We start from the raw sequence: 12,224 nt of genomic DNA on the forward strand, positions 1-12,224 counted from the left end.
GCAGCTCACACGCTGCGGCGCACCTTGAGCCGGGGCGGGCGGCCGTCGGGGTCGATGGCGTAGCGGTAGAGCGGGACGGCGAGGACCCGCTGCCACAGGGGCGGGCGCTCGACGACGTGCGCGCGCAGCCGGCCGGCCGGGCGAGGGCCGCGACGTCCGCCGGCGTGCCAGGCGTCCAGGGCGGCGGCGACGTGCCGCACCGCGGCGACGGCCTCGTCCGGGTCGAGCAGGTCGGCGTCGTCGCCGTCGGCCCGGCCCAGGTGCTCGCGCATGAGCCGCAGACGGAGGTCCCGGGCGAACCGACGGGCTCCGTCCCCGTGCCCGCCCGGGTCGAAGGGCTCTCGCAGGTCGCGGTCGCTGTCGACGACGGCCGCGGTCAGCTCCGAGTCGTGCGTCCAGGAGCGCCGGTTGAAGTTGTCGCTGCCGACCGTGGCCCAGACGTCGTCGACGATGCACACCTTGGCGTGCACGTACACCGGGACGCCCTGCTCGTTCTCCACGTCGAAGACCTGCACGCGGTCCCCGCCGGCCTCGCGGACCATGTCCAGCGCCCGGGCGTGCCCCAGGGCCACCGGCACCACGCTGACCGGGCTGTCCTTGTCCGGGTGGCGGGGCACCACGACGACCAGCTGCAGCCGAGGTCGCGCGCGCAGCGCGTCGGCGAACACCCGGGCGACGTCGGTGGACCACAGGTACTGGTCCTCCACGTAGACCAGGCGCTCGGCCCGGGCCAGCGCCTTGGCGTAACCGCGGGCCGCGCTGCGCTCGCCGTCCGGTGCGAACGGGTACCCGGGCCAGCGGTTGGGGTAGGTGCGCAGCAGCTGCACCGCGCACGACCCCTCGCCGGGCGGCGCCGGCCGCGCCTCGGGGAGGGAGGAGGGCGCCCGGTCCTGGCCGCGGAACAGGTCGGGGAGCACGTGCCACGGCATCCGGGACAGCGCAGCGGGGTCCTCCCAGCGCTCCCGGAAGACCGCTTCGACCTCGCGGACGACCGGACCGCGCAGCTCGACCTGGACGTCGTGCCACGCCGGGGTGTCGCCGTAGGCGTCGGCGAACGGCCGGGGCTGCGGGTCGCCCTCGTGTGCCTCGCCGTCCCGGCGGCTGTGCGCGACGTCGATCCCGCCGAGGAAGGCGACGTCCTCGTCCGGGCGGTCGCGGTGCCGCACGACGACGAACTTCTGGTGGTGACTGCCCATCGGCCGGACCCGTTGGTCGAGCAGCACCTCGCCGCCGGTCTCGTTGACGTCGCGGGAGAGGTCGCGGTTCTGCTCGGCGGAGAACGCCATCGACTCCAGGTGTGACCGCCAGATCAGCCCCTTAACCAGGGCACCGCGACGGACGGCGTCCGACAGGGCCTTGCCCACCGTCGGGCCGTCGTCGGTGAGCAGCTCGTCGGTGTCGCCCCGCCAGCCGGCGAGGTAGACCAGGTCGCCGCGTCCTGCGTCGGCCAGCACGTCGGCCAGGACGGGGAGGTAGCTGCGGCCGTGCACGAGGGGCCGGACCCGGTTGCCCTCGGTCCACGCCTGGAGCCGGGTCGCGTCGTTGCCGCGCTCGGTGGCGGAGAGGAACCATGCCTCCAGACCGACCGGGGCCGCGGGTGGCAGGTCGAGCGCGCCGTCCAGGTGGGCGGCCAGCTGGGCGCCGTCGGGAGCCCGGACGACCGGTACACCGTCGACGTCGCCGTCCGGCTCCGCAGCGTCGGCCGGGTGCACCTGGCGCAGCGCGATGGCCTCGACCCGGTCGGGGTGCTGGCGGGCGAAGTCGCGGTAGATCTCCGGGTCGTGCTCGCCGTCGTCCCCCACGAGGACCCAGCGGATGCCGGGCAGATCGGTGGTCAGCCGCTCCAGGGCGCCGCGTTTGTGGGCCCGGCCGTCCCGGAACCAGCCGCGCGGCGTGACCCCCCAGTCGGTCATCAGCAGCGCCCCCGCCGGGAAGCGGTTCCGGTCGAGGAAGCGGGCCACCGGCCCCGCCAGGTTCCACGGTCCGTTGCTCAGGTACACCACGGGGGCGTGCGGATGGTCCTGGACCAGCCGGGTCAGCAGCCCGGCCATCCCCGGCACCATCGTGCGCCCGCTGCTGGACCGGGCGAGGGTGCGCCAGGCGGCCCGCAGCGGGTGCCGCAGCCCGGTCACCCAGACGGTGTCGTCGACGTCGCAGACCACCCCCCGGCGCACGTCCGGGCCGGCGACGTGCACGGTGGCCCGGACGGGCTCGCGCCCGGGCACGACCAACTGGGCCTCTGCCCGGCCCGGGGGCAGCTCCACGTCCAGGGTGACGTCCACGAGCCCTGCCGCGTCGGAGCGGGCCCGGTGCCGCACCCCGCCCAGCTCGATCTCCACCTCGCCCTGCGGCTGCTCGAGGGTGAGCAGCCGCCGCCAGCCCGGGATGTCCCGCCGGGCCCCCGGGTCGGTGCCGGCCGGGGCGAGCAGCAACCGGCCCAGCACCCGTGCGCTGCCGCTCGCCCCGTAGCCCGGGTAGCTGAGGGCCGCCGGGTGCCAGCCCCGCCGCCGGGCGACCCGGGCGAGCTGGTCCCGCAGGCCGTTCTCCAGCCGGTAGGCGATCCGGACCAGTCGGCTGGGGGCCTCGTCGGTGAGACTGCCCGGGTCCGGCACGGCGTGCTCGGGGCGGGGCTGTTCGGTCATCCAGGCGGCTCCCTACGTCATCGGTGCTCCCCGGGCGGTCCCGCGCGCAGCGGTGCCGGCCGGTGTGGGCCAGTCCTCAGTCCTACCGTGGAACCGGCTGGTCCGCGCGGGCGTTGCGCTCGCTGATGTCCTCCGCCATGCGTGCGGACGCCGCGCGCTGGGCACCCACCTGCCGTGCGGCACCCCGGACCGCCCCTCGAGAGGAACACAGCGTGTTGACGCACGGCTCACGGACCCACGTCGCAGGGAACGGCAGCCGGTGATCGAGTGGTTGCTGCTGTTCGCCGCCGTCCTGCTCGTCGCCGCCAACGCGCTCTTCGTCGCCGCTGAGTTCTCGCTCATCGCCGCCGACCGGGTCACGCTGGAGCGCGAGGCGGACGCCGGCGACCGCCGGGCGGCCGGCGTCGTGGCGGCGATGCGGTCGCTGTCCACCCAGCTCTCCGGCGCCCAGCTGGGCATCACGGTGACCAGCCTGGTCGTCGGGTTCATCGCCGAGCCGTCGCTGGCGACGTTGCTGCGTGGTCCGTTGGGGCTGACCGGGCTGGGCGACGGGGCGGTGACCGCGATCTCGGTCGGGCTGGCGCTCGCGGTCGCGACCGGCGTGCAGATGGTGTTCGGCGAGCTGGTGCCGAAGAACTGGGCGATCGCCGAGCCCACCCGGGTCGGCAAGGTCGTGGCCGGGCCGCAGCGGGCCTTCACCACCGCCACCCGACCGCTCATCGCCTTCCTCAACGGGTCGGCCAACCGGCTGCTGCGCCTGATGGGCATCACCCCGACCGAGGAGCTCGCCTCGGCCCGGGCGCCCCAGGAGCTGGCGTCCCTGGTCAGCCGGTCCGGCCAGGCCGGCACGCTGGACGTGGGCACGGCCGACCTCGTCGCCCGGTCCATCCAGTTCGGCGACCGGACGGCGGCCGACGTGATGACGCCGCGCCCCCGGGTCCGGTTCCTCAGCGCCGACCAGTCGGTCGCCGAGCTGCTGCAGCTGGCCGCGTCGAGCGGTCACGCGCGGTTCCCGGTCGAGGGGGAGAGCGTCGACGACGTCATCGGGGTGGTGCACTTCAAGCACGCGATGAAGATCCCGGCCGCGCAGCGGGCGACCCGCACGGTCGGTGAGGTGATGGTGCCGGTGCGCGCGGTGCCCGAGACGGTGGAGCTCGACCCGCTGCTGGAGACCCTCCGTGAGCCGGGGCTGCAGCTCGCCGTGGTGGTCGACGAGTACGGCGGCACCGCGGGCATCGTGACCCTGGAGGACCTCATCGAGGAGATCGTCGGGGAGATCGACGACGAGCAGGACGCACCGGTCACCCGGCAACGTCGCGCACCGGACGGGTCGTGGGTGCTCTCCGGGCTCCTCCGGCCCGACGAGGCCGGCGACGCCGTCGGTCTGGAGCTCCCCGAGGGCGAGGGGTCGGAGACGCTGGGCGGACTGCTGACCGAGCGGCTCGGCCGGCTCCCGCAGGTCGGCGACCGCGTCGTCCTCCAGGCCCACGACGTCGCCCACCCCGACCCCGACGGCGTCCCCGTCCCGACGGAGGTGGCGGTGACGGTGACCCGGCTCGACGGGCACCGGGTCGACCGCGTCCGATTGCGGCGGACCGGCGGCGCGACCGCTGCCTCCCGCACGGAGCACGCACTGACGACAGAGGAGGTCGGCCGATGAGCGACACCGTCGCCATCCTGGTGGGCCTGGCCCTGCTGGCCGGCAACGCCTTCTTCGTCGGGGCAGAGTTCGCGCTCGTCTCCGCGCGCCGCACGCAGATCGAGCCGCGTGCCGCCGAGGGTGCACGCGGCGCCCGGACGACGCTGAAGGCCATCGAGCACGTCTCGCTGATGATGGCCGGCGCCCAGCTGGGCATCACGGTCTGCTCGCTGGGGCTGGGTGCCGTGGGCGAGCCCGCCGTCGCCCACCTGCTGGAGGGACCCTTCGCCGCGGCCGGCATGCCCGAGGCGCTGGTGCACCCGGTGGCGTTCGCCATCGCGCTCACCGTCGTGGTCTTCCTGCACATGGTGTTGGGGGAGATGGTGCCGAAGAACATCTCGCTGGCCGGCCCGGAGCGCGCGGCGCTGCTGCTCGGGCCGCCGTTGTACTGGGTCGTCCGCGGGCTGCACCCGCTGATCTGGCTGCTCAACCAGGTCGCCAACCTGGTGCTCCGCGTCCTGCGCGTCACGCCGCAGGACGAGGTCAACTCCACGTTCACCCGGGACCAGGTGACCGGCCTGATCGGGGAGTCCCACCGCGAGGGGCTGCTGGACGAGCGCGAGCACCAGCTGCTCACCGGCGCCCTGCAGTTCGACGAGCAGCGGACCGCGGACGTCGCGATCGCGACGGCGGACCTGGTCACCGTGCCGTCCCGGATCACCGTGGGCGAGCTCGAGGAGGTCTGTGGCGCCACCGGCTACTCGCGCTTCCCGGTGGTGGACGGCGACGGCGACCTCGAGGGCTACGTCCACCTCAAGGACTTCCTCGCCGTCCCGGTCGAGCAGCGGGACTCACCGGTCGACCCCGCGCTCATCCGCCCGCTCGCCGGGGCGACGACCGACCAGGGGCTGCGGGAGGTGCTGGCGACCATGCAGCGGGAGGGCGCCCACCTGGCGGTCGTACGCGACGCCGACACCGGCCGGACCGTGGGTGTGGTGGCCCTGGAGGACGTGCTGGAGGAACTGGTCGGCGAGGTGCGCGACGCCGCGCAGACCGTGGCGGCCGGGCGCCGGTAGGGGGACCCCCACCGGCGACCACGGTCAGCTGTGGCGCGACCCCCGGGACGAGCGGTTGCGCCGTCCGGCGCCCCCGCCGGTGTTCGCGGTCGGGGCCGGGCGACCGTCGGAACGGCCGCGACCGCCACGACCCCCCGCCGGCCGGGAGCGCTCGGCGGCACCCCGGCCGGACCGCGGGCCGCTGCACGGGCGGCAGGTGGTGAACCAGGGGGCGATCGAGGTGCCGCACTCCGTGCACGTGCCCGAGCGGCCGATGGCGATCGCGTCGGGCAGCAGCTCGGTGATGGTCTCGGCGCACGCCTCCTCGAGCTCGGCGGCGTCGTCGCTGTCCAGCCCGGCCACGCCGGGGAACTGGCGGAGCAGCGTCTGGGCGTCCCGCGCGGCGGCCGCGGCCTGCTCGTACTCCTCGACCGAGCCCTTGACCGGGTACTCGGGGAGCACGGTCGCCACCGGGACGGGCAGGCCCACCGCGTGCTGCAGGGCGGCCCGGGCCAGCACCAGCCAGCGGGTACGCCGCGGCGGGTTGTAGTCGATGGCCAGGTTGATCAGCCGCCACACCGTCTGCAGGTCGCCGGCCTCGCCGAGCGGCCCGCGCAGCATCGGCAGCAGGGCGTGCACGCGCAGCACCAGGCCGGTGACGTCGTCGGCGGTCATGCCCTCGCCCTGGGTCGCCACCCGCGCCCAGGCCATCCAGCGGGTCAGCGCCTCGGGCAGGTCGACCGCCTCGTGGGCACCGAGGTCCTCCAGCTCCGGGCGGAGCCGGGGCCGGCGCTTGGGCAGGTCGCTCATCTCGTCACCCCGGGCCACTGCGGCACCGGCACCGACCAGCGCGCCGACCGGCTTGAGCCCGGCGACCCCGATCAGGATCCCGGTCTGGCCGTGCCCGGTGAGCCCGTACCGGCCGGCGCGCCCGGCGATCTGGGCGACCTCCCAGGTGCGCAGCGGGCGCAGCTCCTGGCCGTCGAACTTGGTGGTCTCGGCGAACAGCACCGTGGTGGCCGGCACGTTGATGCCGTGGCCGATGACGTCGGTGGTCACCAGGACGTCGAGCTCGCCGCGGGTGAACCGGTCGATGACCTGGCGACGGGTGGCCGGCGGCAGCGCGCCGTAGAGCACGCCGACCTTGCCCGGCCGGTGCTGGTCGAGCTCGGCGGCGACGGCGTAGACGGCCTTGCGGGAGAAGGCCACGACCAGCGTCTGCGGGCGGACGGCGTCGGTGCGCACCGGGGCCTTGAGGACGTCGAGGCGGGAGAGCCGCTTGTGGTTGACGACCTGCACCTGCTGGGCGTCGGTGACCAGCGGCTTGAGCACCAGGTAGGCCTCGGCGGCGGAGATGAGGTGCATCTCGCGGTACTCGCCGGTCAGCAGCAGCCGGGCCCAGTGGTGGCCGCGGTCGGGGTCGGTGACCCAGTGGGACTCGTCGAGGACGAGCAGCTCGCCGCGGTCGGGGGCCTTCTCCACGGTGCAGCAGACGATCGCCGCGTTGGGGTCGATCTCCTCCTCGCCGGTGGACAGGCCCACGGTGCCCGGCGGGAGCTGGGCGGAGAGCTTGGCGTAGGCCTCGTGGGCCAGCTGCCGCAGCGGGGCGGCGTAGACGCCCGAGCCGGTGGCGGCCAGCGCCTGGAGCGACTCATAGGTCTTGCCGGAGTTGGTCGGGCCGAGGTGGAAGACCACCTTCTCCGGGCGGGTGGCGCGGGTGGGGAGCTCGGGCGCGGCGCCGTCCACCCAGATCTGCTGGGCGCGCTTCTCGTCGCGCGCGGCCACCCGGTCGGCGTCACGGGAGGCGGTCTCGCGGGCCGCGCTGCGCTCACGGCGCCGGGTGGGGGAGTGCTGGGGGCCGGTCACAGGCAGGGAGTGTCCTTCGCTGAGGGATCAGGCGGTGGGAGGTCGACGCGCACGTGCGCGGACCGTCGCTGGGTGGAACACCGCCAGCGCGCCCATCATGCCCTATTGCGAGACTGGAGACCATCGTGCCGTTTCACTGGCACAACTTGGGGTGAGCGGCAGTGAAGCGGCTCCACATTGAGCGAGTCTCACGTCTGATGATGCCGACGACCGGCACATTCGTCAGCAGATAACGATCAGGTAACGCGACGCACCATCGGCTCGGCGGCGCACAGTCGGCTCCCGGGTCGGTGCCAGGTTCCGTGCAGCGCCCGGACCTCCGGGTAGACGCGCCCGGCGTTCCGGGCACCCTCACCTGGAGTTCGACGTGCGTCTCACGTCTCCGGCCCGTCGTGCGGCCGGCCTGCTGGCCGTCACCACGATCGGCCTGTCCACCGCCGTCCTCAGCGTCACCGGCGTCGCCTCGGCCGCCCCGCTGGAGCCCTTCGACTTCACCACCGACACCGACGCCACCTACAGCCAGGACGAGCTCGCGTCCCTCACCGTCCCGGACGGGTACTGCAGCATCGACTGGCTGGTCTACGGCGCATCCGGTGGCTCCAGCGAGAACTCGTTCGGTGTCGACGGGGGCGGCTTCCAGACCATGACGACCGTGGTCGCCGGCGACGTCTTCGCCTTCACGGTCGGCGAGCAGGGCGGGGACGCCGAGCCCGGGACCCCGGAGACCTACGAGCAGGACGGCGTCACCGTCCTGCAGCCCGCGGTCCCCGGCACGCCGGGTGCGGGGGGTGCCCCCGGGGGCGCGGCCGGCACCGGCAACGACGCCGACGGCCTGGGAGGTGGCGGGGGCGGGCTCACCACGGTGACGAAGAACGGCGCGTCCTTCATGAGCGCCTTCGGTGGCGACGGCGGGTCCGACGCGGGCAAGCCCGCCAACGGCGGCGCCGGCGCGGGCAACGAGGCCGACGTCTTCCCGGCCGACCCCGACGCCGATGACACCGTCGCCGGCAGCGGCCCCGGCGCCGTGACCGGCATCGTCATCCCCTGTGCCGTCCCCGCACCCCCGGCGCCCGTGGACACGCAGGTCACCGGCGCACCGCAGGCCAAGTGGGTGTACGGCGTCAAGAACGGCCTGGACTTCCAGCTCACCACGTCCACGGTCGCCTCCGACGACCTCGTCAAGGGCGTGGAGTACAGCCTCGACGGTGGCACCACGTGGACCGCCGTGACCACGGTCAACCAGGGCGACTACCAGTACGAGGGCACCATCACGGGCCTGACGACCGGCAAGACGTACTCGGTCACCTTCCGCTTCGCCACCGCCAAGGGCCACACCGCGGCCTCCTCGGTGCTCACCGGGTCGCCGGCCGTGCCGGGCCCGGCTGCCGTCACCGCCGTCGCCGGCGCGTCCCAGATCAAGGTCAGCTGGACCGCACCGGAGAACGCGACCGGCGTCGCCGGCTACCGCGCCTTCGCGGGTCCGCAGGGCCAGCAGTCCTCGGACGGCAGCGTCTTCTGCATGCCGACGACCGCGCTCGGCACCTCCTGCGTCCTCGGCGCCACCCCCGGTGTCGTGTACGTCGTCGGTGTCGAGTCGCTGGACGCCGACGGCAACCGGATCGGTGTCTCCGACCGGGTGACCACCGAGGCCGTCCCGGCCACTGCGGTCGCCGCCTCGCTGCCCAAGGCCGATGGCACCCTGACCAGCGACGACGCCGACGGCAAGGTCGTCGCCGGCGAGAAGGTCACCATCTCCGGCAAGGACTTCCTGCCCGGCTCCACGGTCCAGCTGCTCGTCTACTCCGACCCGGTCTCGCTGGGCACGGTCACCGTCCTGTCCGACGGCACCTTCAGTGCCACGGTGACCCTGCCGAAGGACCTGGCGAACGGCGTCCACCACCTGGTGGCCACCGGTGTCGACGTGAACGGCAACGTCCGCAACCTGGTCGTCGAGGTCACCGTCTCCGGAGGCACCGCCGTCCTGGCCTTCACCGGCTTCTCGCCGCTGCCGTTCGTCGGCGCCGGTGTGCTGGCCCTCGGGGTCGGTGGCGGTCTGCTCGTCGCCTCGCGCCGCCGCGCGCAGTAACCCGCTCCACTGCACCACTCCGGCCCCGTCCCGCATCCGCGGGGCGGGGCCGGACCCGTTCCAGGCCGGGGCGTTAGCCTCAGACCGCCAGGAGGGCTCGCCTAGTGGCCGATGGCGGCGGTCTTGAAAACCGCTAAGAGTTCACAGCTCTTCGTGGGTTCGAATCCCACGCCCTCCGCTGACCTGCGCGTCCGCGCGTGGACTGGACAGCGCTGACGTCGCTCGGACATTCGCGCAGCCAACATGCAGCCATCGCAGCGGGTGCGGCTCCTCGTATGCCTCCACGCAGCTCAGCCGTCGATCACGGAGAGCGACGCCCGCCCGGAACGTGTTTCGGAACCCCCTTCTGGTCACTCGCAGCGAGCCGGCCGATTTCCGCTAGTCGCGTAGCCGACGGTGCGCCTAGAACATCGCTTGCCGGAAGAAGCCATGTGGCTGGCCGTCGACTCGATGAGCAAGACGCCTGGGCCCTCGCCATCGGGAGGCCGACTGCAACTGCTCTGCGGCGGCATCGGTTGCTGGCTGTTCCGAGCGCCGGATGCGCGGTGGCCGGTGGGTTGGGTGCAAGCTCGGCTTGGTGGCGAACTACACGGTGACAATCACCTACATCGTCGAGGTCCTGGACGAAGAACAGCTGTCGACCGCTGGTGCTGCTGCCTGGAATGGGTCAGCCGCCGAAGGGTGGGCGGTCCGGTCCGATGGCGAAGCAGTAGCCGAGGGTGCCTCAGGAGAGGCCGACGATGTGTCGCTGACCCCGGAGGCGTCCCTGGCCCTCGTCACCGGCCAGTTCGCCTATCCCTCAGTTCCCGGCGTCCGCTTCATCGGCATGTCGACTGACGCCCAACCGCGCTGAGTTACCGGTCACCCGCAGCCACCCTCGGGCGTTGGATGCGTACGAGGCGCTCGCGCCGCCCCCTGGGTACTGATCGGCCCGAAAACGGTTCGGTATCGGGCAGTCCGGAAACGGGCGATCTTGATCAGCGCCCTAGCCGAGCCGTCCGGTTCTGGCAGGCGCACCTGGCGCGCGCTGAGGTAGCGCATGATCTTCCCTTCGATCTGGTGGCGTGTGAGGACATCGCTCGATTCGATCGGTGGAGAACTCGCTCAGCAGGGCCCGTTTCCTCGTCAGGGCGTGGGCTCGGCGGCTGTGGTGAGCCGTTGGGCCAGCGCCCGCAGCATCGGCCGGAGGGCGTCCGGGCCCTCGACGTGGAAGGGCAGGTCCATCGCGGCGAGCAGTCCGGGCACCCAGTCCAGCCGCTCCGCCCGGATGAGCACGCGGACCCGGTCCGAGTCGTCGGGATGCTCCTCTACGGTCGCCAGCGTGGCGGGCAACGACCGGCGCACCTGCTCGGCCGTGCCGTCGACGATCAGGTAGACCACGTGCTGCCGGGGCGCCTCGGCGATGGCGGTCACGACCGCGGCCGCCCCGTCGAAGCCGGCAGGGACCTCGAACGTGCCGGGCAGCAGCTCGATCGCCGCGACCCGATCCATCCGGAAGGTGCGCGCCTCCCCGGTCGATGCGTCGGCGCCGGTCAGGTACCAGCGTCCGGCGTGCGCCACGATCCCGTAGGGGTGCACGGTGCGCCGGCTGGCCCGCCCACGGCCGTCGACGTAGGCCAGGTCGACCGCGCGGCGGTCGCGCGCCGCCTCGGCAACGGCCAGCAGGGTCGTCGTCTCGGCCACCTGCGGCCCCGGTGCGGAGGTGGACCCCGCGGTCTGCAGTACCGCCTCCAGGCGGTACGACAGGGCCGTCGGGAGCACGCGCCGCAGCTTGGCGGCGGCGCTCTCGACCGCCAGGACCGACGTGCTGACGAGTCCGGCGCGGCGGCCGGCGACCAGCCCCAGGACGACGGCGAGCGCTTCCTCCCCGGTGAGCATCAGCGGCGGCATCCGGTACCCGGGGACCAGCCGGACGCCGCCGTAGCGGCCACGCACCGTCTCGACCGGTATCTCGAGGTCGACGAGGTGGCCCACGTAGCGGCGGACGGTCCGCTCGTCGACACCCAGCCGGGCCGCCAGATCGCCCACCGTGTGCATGCCACCGGTCTGCAGGATCTCCAGCAGGGCCAGCACCCTGGCCGTGGGACGGGTCACGCAGACATCGTCGCCCAAACCGGGCGGATCTTGTCCGGTAGCGCTCCTAGCGTGCCGGACATGACGCAGACACCGCCGCCCCCCGCCCGCCCGGCCCTGGTCTCGATCCGGGTCATCACCGACGACGTCGCCGGCCTGGCCGCCTTCTACGAGCAGGTCACCGGCGCCCCCGTCGCGTGGTCGACCCCCGACTTCGCCGAGCTGCGGACCCCCATCGGGACCGTGGCCATCGGCAGCACGCGCACCGTGGCCTTGTTCGGGGCCGGGTCGGCACGGCCGGCGGACAACCACACGGTGATCGTCGAGTTCCTCGTCGAGGACGTCGACGCCGAGTACGTGCGCCTCCAGGAGTTCGCACCCGAGTTCGTCAACGAGCCTACGACCATGCCCTGGGGCAACCGCTCACTCTTGCTGCGCGACCCCGACGGCAACCTCGTCAACCTCTTCACCCCGGTCACGCCGGAGGCCCGGGCGCGAGCCGGACGGTGACGGCCCGTCCACTTCGTGGGGACGGGAGAGCCGTGGCGGACCCAGTCCGTCGCCGGGCCTTCAGTCCACGTGTGGGACGGTGGCAGCGCCTGGGCAGTGCGGCAACGGTCACGGTCGGGAGGAACGACGAAGGGCGTGGTGGATGAAGCTCGGGCTGGCTGTCTCCAGGCGACGCTGCGGGGTGCGCCTGACTCCGGTGTCCCCCTCCGCGCCGCCGCGGACGCCGGGCCAAGGGTGCTGGGCGGCCCGAAAACGGTCGGGTAGTGGTCAGTCCGTTGACGGGTGGTTGTGAGCTGCAGTTTCGGAACCCGTTTCTGGTCACGCAGAGCAGGATGGCCGTTTCCGCTAGTTGC

8 protein-coding genes and 1 tRNA gene are annotated in these 12,224 nt (G+C 73.5%); 6 read left to right on the forward strand and 3 right to left on the reverse strand.

Annotated elements, in window-relative coordinates:
- Positions 1 to 5 precede the first annotated feature (5 nt).
- A complete protein-coding gene (locus O2W15_RS18010; RefSeq protein WP_269180375.1) occupies positions 6 to 2,642 on the reverse strand; it encodes a phosphatase domain-containing protein in 2,637 nt (878 codons plus the stop codon).
- Between the two features lie 259 nt (positions 2,643 to 2,901).
- Here O2W15_RS18010 and O2W15_RS18015 point away from each other — a divergent pair, with 259 nt between their 5' ends.
- A complete protein-coding gene (locus O2W15_RS18015) occupies positions 2,902 to 4,302 on the forward strand; it encodes a hemolysin family protein (RefSeq protein ID WP_269180376.1) in 1,401 nt (466 codons plus the stop codon).
- Entirely contained in the window at positions 4,299 to 5,357 is a 1,059-nt protein-coding gene (locus O2W15_RS18020; RefSeq protein ID WP_269180377.1) for a hemolysin family protein, read from the forward strand. The genes O2W15_RS18015 and O2W15_RS18020 overlap by 4 nt, the downstream gene beginning before the upstream one ends.
- Positions 5,358 to 5,381: 24 nt before the next feature.
- Here the strand turns inward: O2W15_RS18020 and O2W15_RS18025 are convergent, their stop codons facing one another.
- On the reverse strand, positions 5,382 to 7,202 hold the full coding sequence (locus O2W15_RS18025) for a helicase-related protein (RefSeq protein WP_269180378.1): 1,821 nt from the start codon (positions 7,200 to 7,202) through the stop codon (positions 5,382 to 5,384).
- Between the two features lie 367 nt (positions 7,203 to 7,569).
- Between O2W15_RS18025 and O2W15_RS18030 the strand changes: the two genes are divergently transcribed.
- From O2W15_RS18030 to O2W15_RS18040, 3 genes are all read left to right on the forward strand, one after another.
- Entirely contained in the window at positions 7,570 to 9,288 is a 1,719-nt protein-coding gene (locus O2W15_RS18030) for a hypothetical protein (RefSeq protein WP_269161127.1), read from the forward strand.
- Positions 9,289 to 9,378: 90 nt separating this feature from the next.
- Positions 9,379 to 9,466: transfer RNA gene (locus O2W15_RS18035), tRNA-Ser, on the forward strand.
- 399 nt (positions 9,467 to 9,865) lie between these two features.
- Positions 9,866 to 10,141 carry a hypothetical protein gene (locus O2W15_RS18040; protein WP_269180379.1) on the forward strand — a complete coding sequence of 92 codons (276 nt, stop codon included), beginning with the start codon at positions 9,866 to 9,868 and terminating at the stop codon, positions 10,139 to 10,141.
- A gap of 272 nt (positions 10,142 to 10,413) precedes the next feature.
- Here the strand turns inward: O2W15_RS18040 and O2W15_RS18045 are convergent, their stop codons facing one another.
- Positions 10,414 to 11,382 carry a helix-turn-helix transcriptional regulator gene (locus O2W15_RS18045; RefSeq protein WP_269180380.1) on the reverse strand — a complete coding sequence of 323 codons (969 nt, stop codon included), beginning with the start codon at positions 11,380 to 11,382 and terminating at the stop codon, positions 10,414 to 10,416.
- A gap of 60 nt (positions 11,383 to 11,442) precedes the next feature.
- On the opposite strand from O2W15_RS18045, the gene O2W15_RS18050 reads away from it, so the two are divergent.
- Entirely contained in the window at positions 11,443 to 11,871 is a 429-nt protein-coding gene (locus O2W15_RS18050) for a VOC family protein (protein WP_269180381.1), read from the forward strand.
- The last annotated feature ends 353 nt before the right edge of the window (positions 11,872 to 12,224 follow it).

The organism is Modestobacter sp. VKM Ac-2979 (assembly GCF_026967995.1).
In the GTDB taxonomy this organism is placed as follows: Bacteria; Actinomycetota; Actinomycetes; order Mycobacteriales; family Geodermatophilaceae; genus Modestobacter.

Coding starts and splice junctions, on each gene's coding strand:
- O2W15_RS18010 (WP_269180375.1), bottom strand. CDS start 2,642: ATGACCGAACAGCCCCGCCCCGAGCACGCCGTGCCGGACCCGGGCAGT.
- O2W15_RS18050 (WP_269180381.1), top strand. CDS start 11,443: ATGACGCAGACACCGCCGCCCCCCGCCCGCCCGGCCCTGGTCTCGATC.
- O2W15_RS18020 (WP_269180377.1), top strand. CDS start 4,299: ATGAGCGACACCGTCGCCATCCTGGTGGGCCTGGCCCTGCTGGCCGGC.